The organism is Synergistaceae bacterium, from assembly GCA_017540085.1.
In the GTDB taxonomy this organism is placed as follows: domain Bacteria; phylum Synergistota; class Synergistia; order Synergistales; family Aminobacteriaceae; genus JAFUXM01.
The window spans coordinates 15,371-37,742 of sequence record JAFYBQ010000029.1 but is presented as its reverse complement, the minus strand read 5'-3'; the positions used below and the strand labels follow the sequence as shown (position 1 = coordinate 37,742).

The window sequence follows — 22,372 nt, the reverse complement described above, 5'->3', positions numbered from 1 at the left end:
CGTTACCTCCCCGGAGTCCGGCGCATGAATATGAACTCGTAGCCGTATTGCCCTGTAGTGCTGTCCTGAGTCCTGCGTGAGCCGACAACTTGCCATCCCTCGCGGCCTCTCTGCGCCATTCTGTCGGTCAAATTCGGGTCAAGTATGAAGTCTATCGCGTAATCATAGGAGGGATTAGCCTCAACTCTTGCTGACGGCTCAAAGTCGGGGCTGTTCATGGCAAGGGAAGTAACTTTGTCGGATAACGTCATAATCTGCCACAGCATAAGCCCGCCTATTACGGCTACAGCTCCGAGCAATAAAGGCGTAAGAATCCCCGCTAATTTTCCTGATGATGAAGAAGATGATGAGCTGTCCGAGTTTCCTTTTTTGCGCTTGGCTAATTTTTCGCGAATATCCATAGTTTTCTCCTTGTGGTCATTTTCGGGGCTTTGTGAAATTCCTGCGTTTTCTGAAATATTTTCAGGCTGAGTTATCATCTCTGTAACAGTTTCCTTGTCGGCGTGAAAATCATCGGGATCATCCCCCGGAATTGTCGCGGCTGCTCCGAGTTCGCCGAGTGCTGAAATATCCCAGTCATCATTATTGCTGTCATCGTGTGCATTGTCATTAATCAGGCTGTCTTCCGGCATTTTGTTTTCTGGCTGTGCCTCCTCTTTTGTGATGTCAGTTTGCGGCTCAGTGTCCGTAATATTTTCCTGCGGCTCAAGCTCCTGAGTTATCGCGGCTATTTCGCGTTCAAGGCTTTCCTGCTCCGTTAAAGGCTCAGAGGGAATCAACGTATCTTCCGGCGTTGTCTCATCCCCAGCGGGGAACGGTAAATCATCATCAGCAGTATTTTCCGGCTCAGTCTCGACTTCCGGCAGTGTATCAAAATCCGGCACCGTCTCCGGCTCTGTCTCAGTCTCAGCTTCCAGCATTCTGTCTGAATCCGGCACTGTCCCGGCTTCCGGCAGAAGGTCAAAATCTGATGCTGTCTCCGACTCTGTCTCAGTCTCAGGCAAAATTTCCGCTGTTGTCTCCGGCTCCGGCTCTTTCTCCGGCACTGTATCAGGCTCAAAATCTGACGTGGACTCGGTCTCTGTCTCATCATCCCCAAAATCAGGAATCGTGAACGGGTCATTAGGCGCGTCAGAGTCATCATCATTCTGTGAGTCATTCTCCGTATCGGCGTTAAAGTCCGGGAGAAACTCATCATCCGCGGGCTGTCCGTCAGTCTCATCATCAGCGGGGATTTTCAGCGGGGTCTCTTCTTCTTGGGACTGTTCCGGCTCGATGTCATCACTGCGCTGAATGAGTGTGTCGGGAATGGGAATGTCATCGAACGGGTTAATGTCATCTTCAAGACTCTGGCTTGCGTTGTCCTGCGCGGCTGTTATGGGAGACTCTGAGAGAGCCTGCGCGATGTTGGCCTTTAGCTTGTCTTCTGCTGACTGCTGGGAGTCCGGCGCGTCTGGGACATTGGCCAGGAAATCTTCAGGGAGGGGGTAAAGTCCGGGCTGTTCCTGCGCTCCGAGATTGAGCGGGCTTCCTGTCATGGCTTCTGCAAGGTCGGCCATGAGCTTATCCTCGGCGGTGTCTATAGTTTCGGGCATTGTTACTGTTACGGGTGCTGACTCGGTTTCGGTGTCATTCTCCTTCCTCTCACGCGCTGAAATCTGCGGGAGATCGTCATCAACTTTGACCGACAAATCAGCGGTCGGGGAAAAATCTTCCTGTGAGTTATCTGTCTCAGTGCTAGTGTCAGCTTCAGCGGGGGCAGGTTCCTCGTCTATAGGCTCATCGCTGAAATCGTCAACATCGGCAAAGTCATCATCATTCTGCACGGCCTCGAACAATTCTGCTTCCTGAAATCCTGTCTGAGATTCATTTTCCGTCTCATCAATAATATTTTCCTGCGCGGGATTGTCTTCCTCCTGCGTGAAATCATCAGCGGGAGTCTCATCAATGAAATCACCGGGGAAATCATCGGCTTCACCGTTATCATCAGGCGTAATCACCGGTATGTCGGGCAAATCCCCTTCAAGCTCCTGAATGTTGCTGTCATTTTGCGGCTGGTCAAAATCTGCCTCGATAACCGGGATTTCGGGCAGCTCGTGCTCAGTGAGTGAATCATCAGCGGGAACAATGTCCGGGATAATTACAGATTCTTCCGGCACAGCTTCAGGGATTTCGGGAGATATGATTTCCTGTATGGCCTGAGAATCGTTGACGGCCTCGGCGTGTGCTGACTCACGCATTGTTGCAGGCTGTACGATTTCGGGGACTGTCTCAGGTTTGGGCGATATGATTTTCTGCGCGGACTGAGAATCATTGACGGTCTCGGCGTGTGCGGGTTCGTGTATCGGCTCAGGCTGTGCGATTTCGGGGACTGTCTCAGATTCGGGAGATATGATTTCGTGCGCTGGCTGAGAATCGTTGACGATCTCGGCGTGTGCAGGCTCGCGAATTGGTGCAGGCTGTGCGATTTCGGGGACTGTCTCAGGTTTGGGCGATATGATTTCCTGTATGGGCTGAGAATCATTGACGGTCTCGGCGTGTGCTGGCTCTCGAATTGGTGCAGGCTGTGCGATTTCGGGGAGTGGCTCAGGCTTTCGGGGAGTCTCATGCTTGGGAGTCCTGCGGGGAAAAGTCCGGGACATTTCGCGAGGCTCTGAGGGCAAATTAACAGCGTTAAGGCTCTGCTCTATCCTGCGCTCAAAATCTTCCATGAATGAGTCAACGCGCTGGCCTAAATTTTCGGGCATGTCTGCGCGGGGCTGTGATTTTGTTCTTGCGCGGGGCTTAGGTTTTCTCTTCTCTTGGGATTGTCCGTGAGTGCTGTTTTCTGTGATGTTTCCTTCAAGAGCCTGCCTTAACTTTTCTTCCGCTGTTTTCTCTGTCATGATTATTCCGCCCGTCCTTGTCCTTGATACCGCTTTGCGCCTAATTATAAATCATGATGGCCATAAAAAAAGCCTCCGTGTTATTTACGGAAGCTCCTGTACTGATAGCCTCAACGAGGTTCGAACTCGTGTTTTAGCCTTGAGAGGGCTACGACCTAGACCACTAGTCGATGAGGCCAATTATTTTTGCAACGAACGGAATATTACCACGAGAAAAATTTTTATGCAAGCAAATCCGGCAAATGACATGATGATTTTTCCCGCGCAATTCCCTATAATTCACTCATCGCAAAAATTTTATTCGGAGAGTGATATATCATGCCCTCAGAAAAGTTTGTATACAGCCTCAAAGAAGGAGACGGCTCTAACCGCTTACTTCTCGGAGGAAAAGGCGCGAACCTCTGCGCTATGGCTCAGTTAGGTCTGCCCATTCCCGCAGGATTCGTAATCACTACGGAAGTTTGCCGCAAGTACATGCAGGATCCTTCAATCATGGACACGATATGGGACGACGTAAAAGCCTCGGTGAAACGTCTTGAGCAGGAAACCGGAAAGGGCTTCAATGACGCAAAGAATCCCCTTCTCGTTTCGGTAAGGTCAGGTGCGCCAATCTCAATGCCCGGAATGATGGAGACGATTCTCAATCTCGGACTCAATGACGAAACCGTGAAGGGACTCGCGGAGTCTTCCGGGAATAAACGCTTTGCCCTCGACAGCTACAGGAGATTCATACAGATGTTCGGGAGCGTTGTTGATGAGGTGAATTTTGACCTTTTCGAGGAAGCATTAGCCAAGACACGCAAGGCCGCGGGAGTCGAGCAGGACTATCAGATTCCGGCGGACGCGTTAGAGAAATTACTCGTTGAGTACAAAGCTATCTACAAAAACGCAACGGGCAATGATTTCCCGTCAGACCCGTGGATTCAGCTGCGCCGGGCAATTGAGGCAGTCTTCAAGAGCTGGAATATCCCCCGCGCCGTAACTTACCGCAAAATCAACAAGATTGATGACTCACTCGGTACTGCCGTAAACGTCATCACAATGGCTTTCGGCAATCTCGGAAATGACTGCGGTACAGGCGTTTGCTTCACCCGAAACCCGTCAACAGGCGAGAACAAATTATACGGCGAATTTCTCATCAATGCTCAGGGCGAGGATGTCGTTGCAGGAATCAGAACGCCCATGCCGATAGCACAGCTCGAAAACGAAATGCCCGAAATCTACAAGCAGCTCTGCGAAATCACCAGCAATCTTGAGAAAACATATCACGATATGCAGGATGTAGAGTTCACGATAGAGCGCGGGAAACTCTTTATCCTTCAGACACGCGCAGGGAAACGCACAGCCGCCGCCGCAGTGAAAGCCGCCGTTGACATGGTGAACGAGGGACTCATCGACACAAAGACAGCCGTAACACGAGTAAGCCCGGATCAGGTTGAAATGTTATTGCATCGTCAGGTCGACAAGTCAGCAAAACTTGACGTAATCGCAAAAGGACTCCCCGCTTCCCCTGGAGCAGGCGCAGGAATGCTCGTGTTCTCGGCGGACGAGGCTGAAGAGTGGTCAAGGCAGGGCAAGCCCACAATCTTGGCGCGTCCTGAGACTAGCCCCGATGACATTCACGGACTTTTCGCGTCTCAGGGTGTCGTAACGTCAAGAGGCGGAATGACCTCACACGCCGCTGTTGTTGCTCGCGGAATGGGCAAGCCTGCTGTCTGCGGATGTGAGTCGGCGGTTATTGACGTTGAGAAAGAGACTCTCACTGTCGGAGATAGAGTCTTCAAGAAAGGCGACTGGGTTACGGTTGACGGCACAACGGGGAATTTCATTGCAGGCGAGGCGAAAATGGTCGAAGCGACATTCACGGACGACTTCAAGAAGATTCTTGCGTGGGCTGACGAGAACGCAAAATTGCAGGTCTGGACTAACGCTGACACACCTGAAGACGCAAAACGCGCCCGTGATTTTGGCGCAAAGGGAGTCGGGCTTTGCAGGACGGAACATATGTTCATGGGAGTAGACCGCCTTCCCGTAATGCAGAGTCTTATTGTCGCGCTTGGTGAGGCCGGCGAAGACGGAAAGAAAGCACGCGCTGACGCTCTCGCGAAATTGAAGGTCATGCAGAAAGAGGACTTTATCGGGATATTCAGGGCTATGGACGGACTTCCTGTTATCATCAGGCTGTTAGACCCGCCGTTACACGAGTTCCTCCCGAAAGAACCCAACGTACTCGAAGCCCTCAAGACAGCCACGCCGGAAGAAGCCAAGAAGCTGAATAACGTTCTCGAAAAGATTCACCAGCTCCACGAGAACAACCCGATGTTAGGATTCAGGGGCTGCCGTCTCGGAATGATTTACCCGGAAATTTACGAGATGCAGATGAACGCGATATTTGAGGCTGTCGTTGAGCTTACGAAACAGGGCGTAACCGTAAAGCCTGAAGTCATGATACCCATCGTAGGCACGAAAGCGGAGATGAAATTCTTCCGTGAGATGGCTGACAGAATCGCGGCGGACGTGAAAAAGTCAACCGGCGTTGATTTCGGCTACCTTGTCGGAACAATGATAGAGCTTCCGAGGGCGGCACTTGTTGCGGATCAGTTAGCCGAGTACGCGCAGTTTTTCTCATGCGGGACTAACGACTTGACGCAGACGACATTAGGCTACTCACGCGATGACGCGGAAAACAAGTTCCTGTTCCAGTACGTGGACAAGGGAGTGTTCAAGGAAAATCCGTTTGCTGTTCTCGACAGGGACGGTCCCGGCCAGCTCGTGAAAATGGCTGTCGAAAAAGGCCGCTCCGTCAACCCGGGAATGTCCGTAGGAATCTGCGGTGAACACGGCGGAAACCCGGAGAGTATAGCGTTCTGCCACAGCGTAGGACTGAGCTACGTATCATGCTCGCCGTTCCGTGTGCCTGTTGCGAGAGTCGCGGCGGCTCATGCGGCACTGGGTGCGCTGAAGTAGCAGGCAACCCCCTATGACCCCTCCTGCACAAGTACCACCTCCCCTTGTGCAGGGTTTGCGACCCCACCCTGCCCTCCCCTTACGCAGGGGAGGCATGAGTCACGGCGAACCTCGTCCCCCCTGCCAAGGGGGGAAACAGGGGGGTGATTTTCGTGGTGGAAAACAGGGAGTAAAAGGCAGAAATTTATCCCCTCGGTTTTGTGCCGGGGGGATTTTTTTTGCGGTAAAAATTTTTGTGATAATATTTGCGAATTGTTCACCCAAAAACTAAGGAGGCACAAAATTTTATGGAGGCAAAAGACTATAAGGACACCCTGAATTTACCCGTAACAGATTTCCCAATGCGGGCAAACCTCGCCAAGCGTGAGCCGTCATTCCTGCAATTCTGGGACTCTCATGACATCTATCACAAAGCACTTCACGCACATGAGCATTCACCCAACAAATTCCAGCTCCACGACGGCCCGCCCTATGCAAACGGAGATATTCACATCGGCACCGCGTTCAACAAAATATTGAAGGACTTTATCGTCAAAGCAAAGACTATGACCGGCCATTACACGCCATACGTACCCGGCTGGGACACTCACGGACTCCCGATAGAATTGCGATCCCTCAAAGACGGCGGACTCTCTAAGCTCGGCACAGGAGTCGACCCCGTAGAACTCCGCGCAAAGTGCAAGCAGACCGCGTTACACTATCTCGATGTTCAGCGGGAAGAGTTCAAGCGTCTTGGCGTTCTCGGTGAATGGGAACATCCCTATATCACGCTTGACCCCGAATATGAACACTTAGAGCTTCACGCATTCGCCGACATGGTAGAGAAAGGACTCATATACCGCGGATTGAAGCCGGTATTTTGGTGCACTGACTGCCAGACAGCCCTAGCCGCCGGGGAAATTGAGTACTGGGACGAGGACTCGCCGTCCGTTTATGTCGCGTATCCGTTACCCGGAGCGGGCGAGAAATTCCCGGAGCTTTCCGGGCGTGATGTATACATAGTGATATGGACGACGACTCCGTGGACTCTGCCATCAAGCGCGGGCGTTGCAGTCCATCCGAAATATGATTACGGATTCTACGAGTCGGGCGGGAAAGTCTACGCATTCGCCTGTGAGCTGAAGAAATCCATCGAGGCCAACACGGGAATGACTTTCGGCGAGGCAATATTGACAGTAAAAGGCGCGGAGCTTGAGAGAATGAAGCCCCTTCACCCGTTCTACGAGCATGAAATACTTGTAGTGCTTGCCGACTATGTAGAGCTTGAGACGGGAACAGGCTGCGTTCACACTTCACCGGGGCACGGCGTTGAAGACTACGAGACGGGAGTCAAATACGGCCTCAAAGTGTACAGCTCAGTTGACCACGCCGGAAGATTCGAGAAGGAATTACCTATTGTAGGCGGAATGACATTAGACGAGGGCGGAAAGAAAGCAATTGACCTCATACGCGACAAAGGAAGACTCTTAGGGTTCGGGAAAATCTCGCACAGCTACCCGCACTGCTGGAGGTGCAAACGCCCGGTAATATTCCGCGCCACAGATCAATGGTTCATCAACGTGACTCAGTTCAGGGACGAGGCATTGAAGGTAATCGACGAGGGAGTGAAATGGATTCCCGACTGGGGGCGCGACAGGATATATAACATGGTAAGCTCGCGCTCGGACTGGTGCATTTCCCGCCAAAGGGTATGGGGAATCCCTGTTCCGGCGATAAGGTGCAGGGACTGCGGATCTTTCACGCTTACTCCCGACCGTATCAGAATGCTTGCGGAGAAAGTGAAAACTTCCCCGGACGGGACATCTATATGGTGGCGCGAGGATTTAGAGTCATTGTTCGGAGAAAAAGCCTGCTGCGACAAATGCGGCTCTCACAACGTCGAGAAGGACAGCAACATTCTTGATGTCTGGTTTGATTCGGGAGTATCTCACATTTCGGTGCTTAATGAGAAATTCGGGTTATCATGGCCGTGTGATATGTATCTTGAGGGCAGCGACCAGCACCGCGGGTGGTTCCAGTCGTCATTATTGACCTCAGTCGCGATAAAGGGGCGCGCTCCGTATTCTGAAGTGCTGACTCACGGCTTCACGCTTGACGGAAAAGGCCGGAAGATGTCGAAATCACTCGGAAACACCGTAGCACCCGGCGATGTCTGCAATCAGTTCGGCGCGGATATTCTGCGTTTGTGGGTAGCGTCAACGGATTACAGGAACGATGTCAAAATCTCGAATGACATCCTCAAGACATTATCCGAGACTTACAGGAGAATCCGAAATACAGCCCGCTTCCTTCTCGGCAACCTTCACGACTTCACGCCGGGTAAATCACTGCCGTATGAGTCCCTTCTGTCGATGGACAAATGGATTCTCGACCGCCTCCACAGGATAATAGCCCGCGTACGCAATGCGCTTGATGAGTATGAATTTCACGTGCCTGTGTCGCTGATTCACTCTTTCTGCGTCAATGAGCTGTCAGCGTTCTACCTCGACATAAGCAAAGATAGATTATACGTTGAGGCAAAAGACTCTCTGACGAGACGGAGCGCGCAGACGGCCATGTACGAAATTTTGTCGTGCTTAACGCGGATGATTGCGCCTATACTGAGCTTCACGGCTGAGGAAATCTGGCAGGAAATGAGGAAGACTGATGCCTCACTTCCTGAGAGTGTGTTTCTTGCGGACTTCCCGGAGCAGGACTCTTCACGGCTGAATGACTCGCTCAATTCGTTATGGGCTGAGGCTGTAACGCTGAAGGGAGCTGTGAGCCGAATGCTTGAGACGATGAGGGCGGCCAAGACAATTGGGACATCGCTAGAAGCGTCTGTGCAGGTGAAACGCGCTGAGGGACTCGCAAAACTTGAGGGGGCGTTCACGGCGGAAGAGCTTGCCGACATCGTGATAGTGTCAAAATTTGAGTGGGCTGATGAGCTTACCCTGCCGAATGTCTTTGATGACGCTGATACGGGGTTCAAGATTGCGGGAGGATTTGCGCCCGGTGAGAAATGCCCGCGGTGCTGGAAGTATGAAGAGCATCCGAACGCTAACGGACTCTGCCATCGCTGCGCCCATGTGATGAACGAAGAGTAACAGATGAAACTTTGCGGCCTCCCTGTGAAATAGCGGGGAGGTTTTTTTGTGCGCGGTGATTCTGCACTTGTTCTTGAAAAAAAAACGTGTGTTATAATTTTTTTATCCAGAATACAATATTACATGAGGCGGGAAATACGGCTTCCCTTGTTTTGTGTTGCGTAATGCAGGGGGGCGCGGTCATGTGTGGTATTGATTCGCGGGTCAACTCATTGCAGGAGGGTTTTTCATGAAGAAATACATTGCGCTGTTCATGGTCGTGTGCCTTGTGTCTTTCTGCCCTTGCGCGTGGGCGGACTACTGGAACGAGGGACATTCAGGGACGGAGGCAGATCCGTATGTGATTGACACGAACGCGGATTTGTCTGCTATGCGGGACAGGGTGAACGCGGGAACAGAGTCGGGGGATATGTATTACAGGCTGACTCAGAATCTCAATATCTCGTCTATAACTGACTGGGAGTCGATTGGTACTGATGATAATCCGTTCACGGGACACTTTGACGGCAACGGGAAATCAATCCATGTCAATATAGACAGGGAAGGAAGCAACATTGCGGCACTGTTCGGGACAATTGCCACGCCAGGCGGCTATGCTGTGCAAGGTCTTACGGTAAGCGGCTCTCTTAACGGAAAGTATGCGGCCGGAGTTGCTGATACCCTTAATTCTTTAGCCTCTGTCAAAGATTGTACTTTCACGGGAACGATTGAAAGCAGGTATTATCTTTGGTATAGCGATATTCGCACATATGCTGGCGGTATAGTCAGAAATATGTCTAACGGCCTGATCAGTAACTGCAATTTTAACGGTGCAATTAAAAGCGGTATATCAGGCAATTCAGACCAAGCCGGGTATGCAGGCGGCATTGTCGCTGATATGACTGGCGGAACTGTAGAAAACTGCACTGTTACAGCGGCTTCAGATGGCATATACGCCTATTCCCGTAATTACGCCTCAGGCATACAGCCAGCTTACGCGGGAGGAATAGTTGCTTATGCCAATATTGCAAATTTCGAGGCAATAAAGGGTTGCACATTTTCGGGAACAGTAACAGGTACTCAATATGCGGGCGGCATTGTCGGCTATATTGAAGGGGGCAACCTTCAAAGCAACAATATAACGGCTAACTCAAACGCAATAAGTATCATAACAGGCCGTTACGCCTCAGGTGGAATAGCAGGGAGAATCGGCGTGTCAACACTCCTCGAAAGTTGCGATGTCTCATCCCTGGTAACAGTTGCAGGAGAGAATACAGCCGAGGGCATCGGCGGAATCGTCGGCCTAATGAACGCCTCGACAGTCCGCAATAACCAGTCATACGCGACAATCTCAGGCGACATCGTGAACATGGGCGGCGTTGTCGGAAAACTTGACGCGGCAAGCTACACCATCAGCAGCAACCTTTACAGCACAGCCGAACACGGAATAGGCAATAACGCACAGGGAGTGCCAAGCGAGGAAGGCTGCATTAAGTTCGGGCCGAGCATAGCAATCACTACAGCTTCATTGCCGGACGGAGTCGCAGGAAGCGCATATACCGCAGTGCTTGCGACTGACTCAGCCTCCGCAGTCGTATGGACTCTCACGAACAGCACAAGCCTCCCTGAAGGACTCACTCTCGACAGGACAGCAGGCACAATCTCAGGGACTCCTTCAACAGCAGGGGATTACACTTTCACGGTGAAGGCCAGCCCCGAAACAGGCGCGCCAGCCACAAAAGGGTTCACGCTCAGGATTCAGGCGCAGGGGACATCCTCAATCACAATCACAACAACTAGCCTTCCTTCCGGCACTGTGAACACCTCATACAATGCTGTACTTTCCGCGAGTGCCTCAAATGTTACATGGTCAGTTTCAGCAGGGAGTCTTCCGCAGGGACTGTCGCTGAACTCTTCAACGGGAGCAATCACAGGAACACCGACAGCGGCAGGGACATCATCATTCACGATCAGGGCTGTATCAGGCTCAAACAGTGCGGAAAAAGCACTCAGCATTACCGTGAACGCAGGAACGTCAACAATCACAATCACAACAACCGCTCTTCCTGAAGGCATTGCGGGAATGTCCTACAGCGCGGTGTTATTGTCAAATCCTTCGGGTGCGTCTTGGACACTTTCAGGGAATCTTCCGGCAGGGCTTGCTATGGATTCATCCGGCAGAATTTCAGGTACTCCGACAAATTCGGGAAATTTCAGCTTTACTGCAACAGCTGTATATGGATCAGCAAGAGCATCCCGAACCCTGTCAGTAAAAATCAGCCCGCTAGAAATAACAACCTCCGCGCTTCCCGGCGGCACAGTCTCAGAATCATACAGCCAGACTCTTAGCTCAAACGGCACGGGGCTTTCATGGACTGTCAGCGGCGGCAATCTTCCTCCGGGACTCACGCTCAATGCGTCAAGCGGCTTGCTTTCGGGGACATTGACGGAGGCAGGCGAGTATACATTCACGGTTTACGCGCATAACTCATACGCAGGAGCGTCAAAACAGTTTACGGTTACAGTGTACGGCAGCTCTTCAGGCACAGGGAGCGGCGGCGGAGGAGGCTGTGACTCACTTCCCGCATTCGCATTAATCCTCGCGGCAATAATACCCTTCAGAAAATCAAGACGGTAAATCACAATGCCCCTTCCCAAAATGGAGGGGGTAATTTTTTTCGCTATATCCCATTCCCCGCGGCAATGCTACAATCCATGACATTCCATTTCACACAAAAGGAGTCATATTTCACATGACACACATAAACGCAATGGGCAAGTTATGCCCCGAACCCGTCATAATGACAAAGGCCGAAATCGAGAAAGGCACACGGGACATCACCGTATCAGTCGACAACGATATAGCCGTCTCAAACGTAACGCGCCTCCTTAACAGCAAAGGCTACACGGTAACCCTCGACAGAATCCCGGACTCGCAGGAACGCAGGCTCACAGCTACACGCGCAGATTCATGCGAGGTCGCCCCGGAAGCCCCCCGCGATGAGCTTCTCGCGATTCTTGTGGCTCATGACGTTCTCGGAGGAAACGACAAGGAGCTTGGCGAAGTCCTCATGAAGGCGTTTCTCGGCTGTATCTCGAAATTGTCCCGCCGCCCCGCTGTAATGGCGTTCATGAATGAGGGAGTGAAGCTCGTACTGCCGGAGTCGTCAGCATTGGGATACATTCAGGAATTGGAGAAGCTCGGCACAAAGATACTTGTCTGCGGAACATGCACGACTCATTTCGGCATAACCGACAAAGTTAAAGCCGGGACAATCTCCAACATGTTCGAGATTATGGAGATGATTACGGGCGCGGACAATACGCTCATATTCTGATGATATATGCGGGAATCGATATAGGGTCAACCGCGGCAAAGGCCGTAATTCTCAGCGGGGACAAATACGCCGTAATCGCCCGAAAATTAATGCCGTCAGGATGGAACAGCAGACAGACAGCAGACGAGATTCTAGCGTGGCTCTTGTCGCAGGGATATTCGCGGGAAGATTTGCGGATTACTGCAACGGGCTACGGGCGAGTCTCAGTCCCCTACGCTGACTCAACTCTCACGGAGATAACATGCCACGGGAAAGGCGCGGCGTTCTTGGGCGGAAATGATTTGACGGTGATAGACATCGGCGGGCAGGACACAAAAGTTATAGTGCTTCAGGGCGGGCGGGTCATCGATTTTGTGATGAATGACAAATGCTCGGCAGGCACCGGGAAATTTCTTGAGGTCATGGCCAACCGTATGGGTTTGACACTGCCGGAATTTTTCGCGCTCGCTGAACATGGCCAGGAGGTCAAAATTTCGAGCATGTGTACCGTTTTCGCCGAGTCCGAAATCGTCAGCCTTATGGGACTTGGGACTCCTCGCGATGATATTGCCTGCGGTGCTGTCGGATCTGTCGCCGCGAAAGTCTCCACACTCGTAAGCCGCAAAAGTACATCGGGAATATATTTCCTGACGGGGGGATTCTGTGAGTCTCCGTTCCTTGTCGGGAAATTGTCGCAAACTCTCAATGCTGAAGTGAGAACATGCCCTGACGCGAGATTTGCAGGCGCGATAGGGGCGGCATTGCTGGGAAAATAATTTATCGGAGGGGGAAAAATTTATCATGGATTACCGCGCTATGTGGGAGTCTCTTGGGATGGACGTAAAGACTCACGATTTACTGTGCGAGGCTCTGCCGGGAATGTTCGGGAGCGTCTATCTTTCGCAGAAAAACAGGCCGGAGGGAATGGACTACTTTTATTCCGTTGTGGCAGCGATTCACGGACTCCGCCCGGCTGAGTTAGTCGAACACAAAAAGAACGGCGGAAAAGTTGTAGGGATATTCTGCATTCACGTCCCTGACGAAATTCCGATAGCGGCGGGGGCAATCGCTACGGGACTTTGCTCCGGCTCTCAGTTCTGGGTTCCCGGCGGCGAAAAGAAGCTCCCTGTCGCAACATGCCCGCTCATAAAGGCCAGCTTAGGCGCAAGATTTGACCGTACATGTCCATTCTTCAGGCTCGCTGATATGTTCGTGGGTGAGAATACTTGCGACGGCAAAAAGAAAGCCTGGGAGATTCTCGCGGAGGATGCGCCCGTTCACGTCATGGACATTCCGCAGATGAAACGCCCGGAGGATTACGCGCACTGGGAGAACGAATTGAAGGGCTACCTCAAGAAATGCGAGGAGCTTACCGGGAACAAGGTTACACCCGCAAAACTGCGTGAGGCAATTATCCTCGTCAACAAAAAACGCAAAGCCCTTCAGAGGCTCGCAAATTTCCGAAAGCTCGACAACATTCCGATTACCGGGAAAGATGTACTTCTTGTTACGCAGATTGCATTTTATGATGACCCGGCACGAATCACGGAGCAAATCAACAAATTGTGCGATGAGATGGAAGACCGTGCAAAGAATAATGTCTCAGCGTTCCCGAAAGGCACAAAGAGAATCCTGCTTACGGGGACTCCGCTGTCGATTCCGAACTGGAAACTTCATCACATAATCGAGACTTCCGGCGGTGCTGTCGTCTGTGAGGAAATGTGCACGGGAATACGGTACTACGAGAAATGCACGGACGAGTCCGGCTCAACAATCGATGAGATGATTCACAACCTCGCACAAAGATACATGGGCGGGATTCACTGCGCGTGCTTCACCCCGAACAGCGAAAGAATCGACGACATTAAACGCCTCGTGAAGGAATACAAAGCTGACGGCGTTATAGATCTCAATCTCAAATTCTGCAACATCTATGACATTGAGGGCTTCTTTGTCGAGCGCGAACTCAAGAAAGAGGGGATTCCCGTTCTCGGAATTGAGACCGATTACACCGACCAGGATACAGAGCAGTTACGGACAAGAGTCGGAGCGTTCATTGAAATGTTAGGGAACTGACAAAATTTTTCACGCCTGTATGACGTTCGAGTCCCCTTGACGGAATTTGCCGGGGGGATTTTTTTATTGCTGTATAATCCTGAGCATTCACACAACAAGGAGATATTCACATGGACTACAGGAAAGAGCGCGACTCAATGGGAGAAATTTTAGTGCCGTCAAAAGCCTACTGGGCCGCGCAGACTCAAAGAAGCCTCGAAAATTTCACACAGTCAGCCGAAAAAATGCCCATGCCGATAATACACGCCCTCGCAATAATCAAGAAAGCCTCAGCAATCGCAAACGCAAAATCTTCACGCCTCGACACAAAACGCAGGGACTTAATCACAGCCGTATGCGATGAGATTTTATCGGGAAAACTGGACTCACATTTCCCCCTCACGGTGTGGCAGACAGGCTCAGGCACTCAGACTAATATGAACGTCAACGAGGTAATCGCCAACCGGGGCAACGAATTAGCCGGGGAAAAATTATTGCACCCGAATGATCACGTCAACATGTCGCAAAGCTCAAATGACACTTTCCCCGCGGCCATGAATATATCAGCCGTAACAGAAATCACCGGGCATTTGTTCCCCGCTCTTGACGAGGGAATAAGAGTCCTTCAGCGATTAACAGACGAAAATATGAACGTCATCAAGACGGGGCGAACTCACCTTCAGGACGCTGTTCCGATAACGTTCGGGCAGGAGATTTCCGCGTGGCTCGAAATGATTTCGCAGGGAAAAGAATCTATCACGCAGGCCATGACTACACTATATCCGCTTGCGCTCGGAGGGACGGCGGTCGGCACAGGGCTGAACGCTCCGAAAGGATTCGCGGAGGAGTCAGCGCACGAAATATCACAGCTAACCGGGCTTCCGTTTGTTACGAGTCATAACAAGTTTCACGCGCTAACGTCAAAGGCGGCATTCGCTTACGTCCACGGAGCATTGAAGGCTCTCGCGTCTGACATGATGAAGATCGCTAACGATATACGCTGGCTTTCGTCCGGCCCCCGCTGCGGACTGGGAGAAATATTTATCCCTGAGAATGAGCCGGGAAGCTCCATAATGCCGGGCAAAGTCAACCCGACACAGTGCGAGTCGCTCACAATGGCGGCGGTTCAGGTCATGGGAAATGATTCGGCAATAGGATTCGCGGCCTCGCAGGGAAATTTTCAGCTCAATGTCTTCATGCCGGTGATAGCGTATAACTTTTTGCAGTCGGTAAATATTCTTGCGGAAGTGTTCACGTTCTTCACGCGCAAATGCCTAGCCGGAATCCGCCCGAACATAGACAGAATGCAGGAGAATGTAGAGAAGTCATTGATGCTTGTTACGGCTCTGAATCCTCACACGGGGTACGACAAAGCCGCGCTAATCGCAAAGAATGCCCACGAGAAAAATATCACGCTCAAAGAGTCGGCGGTCTCTCTTGGGATTCTCACGGCGGAAGAATACGACAGCTACATTAATCCGCGGGATATGGTATAGCTGAATACCTTTGTGATATATTTTCCTCACCCAATTTTCATGGAAGGAGCATTAATTAATGACACGGAAAATTTTTGCCCTCATCGCCGTAATATCATGCCTGATTCTCGCGGCTGAATGTTATGCGATTGACGGCTCATCAATGCCCGATCAGGCTACATTGTCAGCAAACAGAATGCGATTTGACGCTGAGACGGGCGACTTTCTCGCGGACGGCAACGTCATAATCACTGCGGGCGACCTCAGACTAACAGCCCCGGAAGGCTCCGGCAACGTCGACAAAAGAATCGTCAATTTCGACAAAGGCATAGTGGCTTCGGGAAAATGGTACGGCGACAAAGTTGACCTCAGAGCCGGAAAAGTCTCGCTATCATTCGCCGACATACCAAGCTGTAACTTTCTCGGCGGTGTCAAAGGCAGCATGGGAACAATGAAACTTGACGCAGACAGGCTCAGGATAACAGGCGCGGGAGGACTTGACAGGCCGTCGGGCAATGACACTCAGACAAAATTTTGGCTCACTAACGCCCGAAACATCGAGGACGGCTCACGGGGACTCAGGTTCGGGGCTGACTCTGTTGAAGGATTACTGCGGGCCGGGGATCTTCACGAACTCACCGCAAAAAAAAGCGTCTGGCTCAAAGGTCGTCCAACATCCCAAGAGGAACCCGTCAGCCTCAAAGGGGACAATGCGCTGTACTCACTCGCAAGGGGAAGCGTTGTAGTCAGCGGCCATGTTGTAGCCGTTCAGGGAGGAAGGACGCTGAAGTCTGACTCGGTAGTCTATTTCCCGGATCAGAACAGAGTCGAGGCTCTCGGAGGACTGACACGGAAAACTGAAGGCGGAAAGCCTGCCTCAGACAGAGCCGAAATCACAATAGACATCACCCGCGAAAGGAAAAAGCAGGATGCCTCCAAGGAAGTCAAAATTGACACAGCACCCAAGAAATCACAGCCGGAAAAATCACAGCCCAAGAAAAAATCATCATCATCAAGAACGAGGAAGACACGCGGGAAATGAGCGGGATTAACGGACTCACAGCAAAAGATCTCCGCAAGGGCTACAGCGGGCGGCTTGTTGTCGGAGGAGTAAGCATTAATGTTGACGCGGGCGAGGTTGTCGGACTCCTCGGCCCGAACGGCGCGGGAAAAACTACATCATTCTACATGATTGTGGGACTCATCCGGCCTGATTCGGGGTTCGTGATGATTGACGGCGAGGATATTACCGGGCTTCCTGTCTACGAGCGGGCGAGGCGCGGAATTGGCTATCTCCCGCAGGAAGCGTCAGTGTTTCGGAATCTCACTGTCAGGGAAAATATCAATCTCGTTTGGGAGGAGACCGGGAAGCGGAAAAAGGCCAAAGAATTAACCGACTCCCTTCTCGAACAGTTCAAGATTACGCACATTGCTGACACAAAAGGCTACGCGCTCTCAGGCGGTGAACGTAGGCGTGTCGAAATTGCAAGGGCATTGACCCTCAAGCCGAAATTCATTCTTCTTGATGAGCCTTTCAGCGGAATTGACCCTATTGCGGTTGCCGATATTCAGTCGATGATTCACGAGCTTAAAGCGCAGGGCTACGGGATATTGATTACAGATCACAATGTGCGCGAGACTCTCTCAATCACTGACCGCACATATCTTATACATGACGGAAAAATATTCCTCTCCGGGTCTCCTGAAGACGTAGCAGACAACGAGCTTGCCCGGAAATTCTATCTCGGCGAGAATTTCGAGTGGGAAGGAGCGCACCATCATCACGAACAATCACAGCAGGGATAACGGCGAAATTCTGACTCTCACAGTCTCAGGCATAAACAGCAGCGGGGACGGAATATCACGGACAGAGTCGGGAGTCGTTTTTGTTCACGAAGCTTTGCCGGGTGAGAAAGTCAGGGGGAAAATTGTTGCGCGTAAGAAAGATTTTGCGGTCGCTGATACAGTGTCGGTGATTGAGGCTTCAGCCGGGCGCGTGATTCCCCGGTGCAAATATTACGGGCGCTGCGGGGGATGTCAGTTACAGCACGCGGATTACGGATTACAGTTACAGCTTAAAGCCGGAATAGTCCGGGACGCAATGACACGCATAGGCGGATTCAGCCCGGAGATTTTCGCCGGACTCAAGTGCGAGCCGTCCCCGGAAATTTGGCACTACAGGAACAAGGCCGCTTTCCCCGTCCAAGACTCGAACGACTCGAACGGCAGAATCATCACGGGATTTTACCGCGCCGGGACTCACCGTCTCGAACTCATCAGAAATTGCCCCGTCAACGCAAAGAGGATCAGCGAAATTTACAGCCGGATTCTTGACGGCCTCACACAGAATCATTATCCCTTTGACGGCTATAACGAATCTAATCACACGGGAAAATTGCGCCACATTATCGCACGGACTGGAATCAACACGGGCGAGTCTCTCTTGTCGTTCGTAATAAACGGGAAAATGTCAGCAAAAAGCGTGAAGGCTCTCGCGTCATTGGGAAATCTTGCCCGGCCCGACACGCTCACCGTCAACCACAACTCAAAGCCGGGTAATGTCATTCTCGGAAATTACACGGAGACATTGACGGGAAGCGGCGTAATCTCTGAGCGTCTCGGAAAATTTCTGCTTACGTTCGGTACAGGCTCATTCTTTCAGGTCAACACTGGGCAGGCGGAAAAATTGTTCACGTACGCGGCGAATATGGCGGAAGGCTCGCGGAATATTCTTGAGCTATACAGCGGTGCGGGTGCTTTGACGTGCTTTCTTGCGGGGAACGCGGAGAATGTCGCAAGTGTTGAGGAATACAAACCTGCGGTGAAAATGGCCGTGAAAAATCTTGAGGCCAACAATTTCAGGAATGTCCGTACATTTTGCGGGCGGTCTGAGGATGTTATCGCTGACATGAGAGACTCATATGATGCTGTCGTTCTTGACCCTCCCCGCGATGGGTGCGACAGGGCGGTGATTGAGGCTGTAAATGATTTCGGCGTGAAGAGAGTCGTTTACGTCTCGTGCAATCCTGCGACGCTGGCGAGGGACTGCAAGATTCTGGCGGGTCATGGCTATGAGCTTGAGAGCGTGAGAGCGTTTGACATGTTTCCGCAGACGGCACATGTTGAAACGGTTGCTGTGATGGTGAAATGACAGAGGGGAGGAGGATTAATTCATGGCCGTGCCGAAATTCTTTGAGTTCTTCGTGGTATTGCTTGAGGCTCTGAAGGACGGCGAAATACATTCAGCAAAAGAAGTGAAAGAAGTAATAGCGCGGAAAATGAATCTCTCTGACGCTGACATATCCGAGTTAGTGCCGAGCAGTTGACGGAGCGACTCTGACTCGCCTGATGATAAAGCACAATGTAGGCGTCTCAGTTGAGCATACATACGAAATCAAGAGGGTAGACAGTGATTTTTTCTCGGACGAACTTTAAGGGGGGATATAAATTTTGGTTACGCTCGGAACACTTCAGGAGATTGACGACATCAATACAGTGTGGCGTGAAGGCTCTGATGATTTCTCCGAATGGCTCGCGCAGGACGCTAATATTGACATCCTCGCACAGGCCATCGGACTCCAAATGTCAGCGGAGGAATCTCATTCACCCGGCTGTGTCGCGGCCTCCGAATCAGGCACAGGCAGACGGATAATCATCACCGGCGATTTCTCCCGGACAGGCGAATCACGACTCGGACGGCTCATCACTCTTGCGGCCATGTACAGCTCCGACATACTCATATGGATTGTGAGACACGCAAGCCCGGAGCATAAAGCCGCGGCAGAATGGCTCAATTCCCGGACGGACGGCAATACGGGTATATTTCTCTGCGAGTTGAGATTATTCCGCATAGGCGACTCAGTACCCGGCGTGAAATTCGAGGTCATATCGCGCCCGGACATGTCCGCCCAGAATACCCGCGAAAATTCCGGGGAAGCCGCTGACATTGACGCGCTAAGGTTCGATTACTGGAACGCATTTCAGGATTACGCCTTTGACGGGGGAAGCAACCCGAAATTCGCCGCAAGCTACAGACGCTGGCAGACATCCTCAAATTACGGCGTTGTTTTCGGGACAGGCCGCCCCGGTGTTAGCATAATCATCGCAAAGAACAGGGACGACATTGAAGCCGGACTCAACATTTCAGACGACAGGGAATTATTTTCGCACCTGTCAGAAAGAAGAGACGACATAGAGTCCGAGTCGGGAATGATATTCGACTGGCTTGAGCTTCCCGGCGGAAAGGGATACAGAATCCGCGCAAGGAAATCACCCGCAAGCCTCACCGACAAATCATCATGGCCGGATCAGTTCGAGTGGATTATGTCATCAGTCCTGAATATTCGCGCCGTGTTCGGAAAATACGTAAAGGAGTATAAAGAATGAACACAGAGATTATCACACAGAGAGTCGAAAAATTACGGGCGTTAATGTCGGAAAAGGGGCTTGACGTTTTCGCGCTTGTTGTTGACGAGAGAGCGAACTCCGAAAGCTGTCATTACATTTCCGGTTTCCGGGGAAGCTCCGCCGGACTCATCATCACAATGAACGACTCAACCCTCATCACAGACGGAAGATATATTACCCAGTCGAAAGCGCAGACCCCGTTCAAGATAGTGATACAGTCAGAAAAGCCAGTCCCGGAATACATCACGAAAATGATTGCTGACGGGGGATATTCGCGGGCTGGATTCGAGGCCGGGAAAATTTCACACGCAACGTACACGAAATATTTTGCCCCGGTAAAATGTGAATGGATTGACGCTTCCGAGATGATACCGAAATTGCGCCGGACTAAGGACGCTCACGAAATCGCGCTAATCCGGGAGGCCGGGCGGATCGGGCGTGAGGCTTTCGGGAACGCGCTGAAGTCTGTCCATGCGGGAATGACTGAGACGGAGTTCGACATTCTGCTTAATGCTGAGATAAAGAGATTGGGCGCGGAAAAAGGCTGGGCGCATGATGATTTTATTGTGGCTTCCGGCGAACGCTCCGCAATGTGCCACGCTCCTGCAACGGGGAAAATTTTTGCTGACGGCGAGTCTGTTACGGTGGACTATGGCGCGATGTATGAGGGATATATGAGCGACATAACGCGGAATTTTGCGCTCGGCCATGCAAGCGACAAGGCGCGGGAAATCAACGCAATATTACTCCGCGCACATCATGAGGCTGTGAAGGCTCTGCGTCCGGGCGTGAAGGGTGCTGATGTTGACGCGGTGGCCCGGAAAGTGATTGCTGACTCCGGCTACGGGGACAAGTTCGTTCACGGACTCGGACATGGATTAGGGCTTGAGGTTCACGAGTCGCCGAGACTTTCGCGAACGTCAGAAGATACACTCATGGCCGGGGATGTTGTTACGGTTGAGCCTGGAATATATATCGAGGGCTTTGGAGGACTCCGAATTGAGGATGACTATCTCATAACGGAAGACGGGTGCGAGTGCCTCACGGTGAATGACAATCAGAGTCTCATCATAATATGAGCATGTCAGCGTCAAGAGTGCCTCACAAGAAATTCAATCGCCGGACAATATTTCAGCCCGGCAATTTTCCTCTCAGTAGTGAATCACATTGTCGGCCCCCCGGATTCTTGCTGTTACCTTTTCGCCTTCAGCCCCCGCAAAATATTCATACGTTGACTCAGGCACAAGCCCGCGTATCTCGTCAAGCCTTCCTTCCTTTATGGCCTGCCTTACGTCTGAGGCACTTATGACTCTTCCGCTCTCTGTTTTTCGCGGGACAATCACGCACTTTATTCCGTGCTCCGGGAGTTTCTCCGACATTATGCGGTTGTAGATTCCCGTAACAAGGCTTTTCGGCTCCTCACCGACATAACGCGCAGTAATCCCAAGAGATTTTGCGATCCTCACGAAAATTTCGAGGTCTAAATTCGCGTGGCTCTCTATAACAGCCTCGTCATCTCTCTGGAAATAGCTGGGAAATGTCGCGGCACTGATGATGTACGGCCCTGTGTCGTGATACACGATGTTCCGCAGATGTGATGTCCCGGCCATGACAAGCCGCTTCCTAACGTCAAACGGAACTAGGGACGCATCCTCGCTCACTATGAACACGTGAAGAATGTCATTCTCGCCCGCTGCCTTCTCAGCCAAAAACTGATGGCCGAGCGTGAAAGGGTTGGCGTTAAGGACAAGGGCAGCAACATTTTTCCCGTCCCGCTTTGTTTGCGACAATGCCGACAAGTAATCGCTGAAGCCGTTTTTTCTGTTCTCCATGAAGACAACCTGCCCGGCGATTCTCACAATCTCATAGAATCCTAAGTCCCCGAAAAATTTGGCCGAGTCGCACTTTGTGTACAGGAACAAATGATTAATCCCCCGCTGATATTCGTACTGCACTAGATGACTCACAACCTGATTCATTAGCCCCTCGCCCTGATGCAGATGACTCACGGCCATACAGCGCAGTGTGTTGCCGAAACAGCTTCCCGTAGCGATAATGTTATAGTCGTCATCATACACCGCGCACGTGTAATCAAGATTCCTGTCGCGCCTTATCCCCTCATCCTGTAATAGCCGCTCAACCTGCAAATTTCCCCGCTTGTCGGACGGATATACTTTCGAGACCTCATACTCTGACATTTT

Annotated in this window: 15 protein-coding genes and 1 tRNA gene; 13 read left to right on the top strand and 3 right to left on the bottom strand. The window is 51.6% G+C overall.

The genetic code is table 11. The annotated features are described in order from the left end of the window. Positions 1-2: 2 nt before the first annotated feature. Complete coding sequence (locus tag IKQ95_06400) at positions 3-2,885, bottom strand: hypothetical protein (protein ID MBR4196324.1); 2,883 nt, start codon at positions 2,883-2,885, stop codon at positions 3-5. 105 nt (positions 2,886-2,990) lie between these two features. Continuing rightward, positions 2,991-3,063: transfer RNA gene (locus IKQ95_06395), tRNA-Glu, on the bottom strand. A 140-nt stretch (positions 3,064-3,203) separates the two neighbouring features. Between IKQ95_06395 and IKQ95_06390 the strand changes: the two genes are divergently transcribed. The 13 genes from IKQ95_06390 (at position 3,204) to IKQ95_06330 (ending at position 21,250) form a co-directional block, all read left to right on the top strand. Further along, on the top strand, positions 3,204-5,852 hold the full coding sequence (locus tag IKQ95_06390) for a pyruvate, phosphate dikinase (GenBank protein MBR4196323.1): 2,649 nt from the start codon (positions 3,204-3,206) through the stop codon (positions 5,850-5,852). 287 nt (positions 5,853-6,139) lie between these two features. Beyond that, the gene (ileS, locus tag IKQ95_06385) at positions 6,140-8,938 is read left to right on the top strand and encodes an isoleucine--tRNA ligase (GenBank protein ID MBR4196322.1); all 2,799 of its coding nucleotides are present in this window, start codon (positions 6,140-6,142) and stop codon (positions 8,936-8,938) included. Positions 8,939-9,167: 229 nt separating this feature from the next. Continuing rightward, positions 9,168-11,555 (top strand): putative Ig domain-containing protein, encoded by a 2,388-nt coding sequence (locus IKQ95_06380; protein ID MBR4196321.1) that lies wholly within the window; start codon positions 9,168-9,170, stop codon positions 11,553-11,555. Positions 11,556-11,670: 115 nt separating this feature from the next. Next, complete coding sequence (gene yedF / locus IKQ95_06375) at positions 11,671-12,255, top strand: sulfurtransferase-like selenium metabolism protein YedF (protein ID MBR4196320.1); 585 nt, start codon at positions 11,671-11,673, stop codon at positions 12,253-12,255. Then, positions 12,255-13,010, top strand: a complete 756-nt coding sequence (locus tag IKQ95_06370; GenBank protein MBR4196319.1) for a CoA activase — start codon at positions 12,255-12,257, stop codon at positions 13,008-13,010. The genes yedF and IKQ95_06370 overlap by 1 nt, the downstream gene beginning before the upstream one ends. 22 nt (positions 13,011-13,032) lie before the next feature. Continuing rightward, positions 13,033-14,310, top strand: a complete 1,278-nt coding sequence (locus IKQ95_06365; GenBank protein ID MBR4196318.1) for a 2-hydroxyacyl-CoA dehydratase — start codon at positions 13,033-13,035, stop codon at positions 14,308-14,310. 110 nt (positions 14,311-14,420) lie between these two features. Next, positions 14,421-15,785 (top strand): class II fumarate hydratase, encoded by a 1,365-nt coding sequence (fumC, locus tag IKQ95_06360; protein MBR4196317.1) that lies wholly within the window; start codon positions 14,421-14,423, stop codon positions 15,783-15,785. A gap of 58 nt (positions 15,786-15,843) precedes the next feature. After that, a complete protein-coding gene (locus tag IKQ95_06355) occupies positions 15,844-16,806 on the top strand; it encodes a hypothetical protein (GenBank protein ID MBR4196316.1) in 963 nt (320 codons plus the stop codon). Next, entirely contained in the window at positions 16,803-17,570 is a 768-nt protein-coding gene (gene lptB, locus IKQ95_06350) for an LPS export ABC transporter ATP-binding protein (protein MBR4196315.1), read from the top strand. Before IKQ95_06355 ends, lptB begins: the two co-directional genes overlap by 4 nt. Beyond that, complete coding sequence (gene rlmD / locus IKQ95_06345) at positions 17,491-18,915, top strand: 23S rRNA (uracil(1939)-C(5))-methyltransferase RlmD (protein MBR4196314.1); 1,425 nt, start codon at positions 17,491-17,493, stop codon at positions 18,913-18,915. The genes lptB and rlmD overlap by 80 nt, the downstream gene beginning before the upstream one ends. Positions 18,916-18,937: 22 nt before the next feature. Then, positions 18,938-19,090 carry a winged helix-turn-helix domain-containing protein gene (locus tag IKQ95_06340; protein ID MBR4196313.1) on the top strand — a complete coding sequence of 51 codons (153 nt, stop codon included), beginning with the start codon at positions 18,938-18,940 and terminating at the stop codon, positions 19,088-19,090. 124 nt (positions 19,091-19,214) lie between these two features. Next, positions 19,215-20,150 carry a DUF4268 domain-containing protein gene (locus IKQ95_06335; GenBank protein ID MBR4196312.1) on the top strand — a complete coding sequence of 312 codons (936 nt, stop codon included), beginning with the start codon at positions 19,215-19,217 and terminating at the stop codon, positions 20,148-20,150. Then, entirely contained in the window at positions 20,147-21,250 is a 1,104-nt protein-coding gene (locus tag IKQ95_06330; GenBank protein MBR4196311.1) for an aminopeptidase P family protein, read from the top strand. The genes IKQ95_06335 and IKQ95_06330 overlap by 4 nt, the downstream gene beginning before the upstream one ends. Positions 21,251-21,322: 72 nt before the next feature. Here the strand turns inward: IKQ95_06330 and citC are convergent, their stop codons facing one another. Then, positions 21,323-22,369: a [citrate (pro-3S)-lyase] ligase gene (gene citC / locus IKQ95_06325; GenBank protein ID MBR4196310.1), complete on the bottom strand. Its 1,047-nt coding sequence runs from the start codon at positions 22,367-22,369 to the stop codon at positions 21,323-21,325. Positions 22,370-22,372: the final 3 nt, after the last annotated feature.

What these genes read in the sequence shown, in the direction of transcription:
- IKQ95_06400 (MBR4196324.1), bottom strand. Translation starts at nt 2,885, where the DNA reads ATGACAGAGAAAACAGCGGAAGAAAAGTTAAGGCAGGCTCTTGAAGGA.
- IKQ95_06340 (MBR4196313.1), top strand. Translation starts at nt 18,938, where the DNA reads ATGGCCGTGCCGAAATTCTTTGAGTTCTTCGTGGTATTGCTTGAGGCT.
- IKQ95_06390 (MBR4196323.1), top strand. Translation starts at nt 3,204, where the DNA reads ATGCCCTCAGAAAAGTTTGTATACAGCCTCAAAGAAGGAGACGGCTCT.
- ileS (MBR4196322.1), top strand. Translation starts at nt 6,140, where the DNA reads ATGGAGGCAAAAGACTATAAGGACACCCTGAATTTACCCGTAACAGAT.
- citC (MBR4196310.1), bottom strand. Translation starts at nt 22,369, where the DNA reads ATGTCAGAGTATGAGGTCTCGAAAGTATATCCGTCCGACAAGCGGGGA.
- yedF (MBR4196320.1), top strand. Translation starts at nt 11,671, where the DNA reads ATGACACACATAAACGCAATGGGCAAGTTATGCCCCGAACCCGTCATA.
- fumC (MBR4196317.1), top strand. Translation starts at nt 14,421, where the DNA reads ATGGACTACAGGAAAGAGCGCGACTCAATGGGAGAAATTTTAGTGCCG.
- lptB (MBR4196315.1), top strand. Translation starts at nt 16,803, where the DNA reads ATGAGCGGGATTAACGGACTCACAGCAAAAGATCTCCGCAAGGGCTAC.
- IKQ95_06380 (MBR4196321.1), top strand. Translation starts at nt 9,168, where the DNA reads ATGAAGAAATACATTGCGCTGTTCATGGTCGTGTGCCTTGTGTCTTTC.
- IKQ95_06330 (MBR4196311.1), top strand. Translation starts at nt 20,147, where the DNA reads ATGAACACAGAGATTATCACACAGAGAGTCGAAAAATTACGGGCGTTA.
- IKQ95_06370 (MBR4196319.1), top strand. Translation starts at nt 12,255, where the DNA reads ATGATATATGCGGGAATCGATATAGGGTCAACCGCGGCAAAGGCCGTA.
- IKQ95_06355 (MBR4196316.1), top strand. Translation starts at nt 15,844, where the DNA reads ATGACACGGAAAATTTTTGCCCTCATCGCCGTAATATCATGCCTGATT.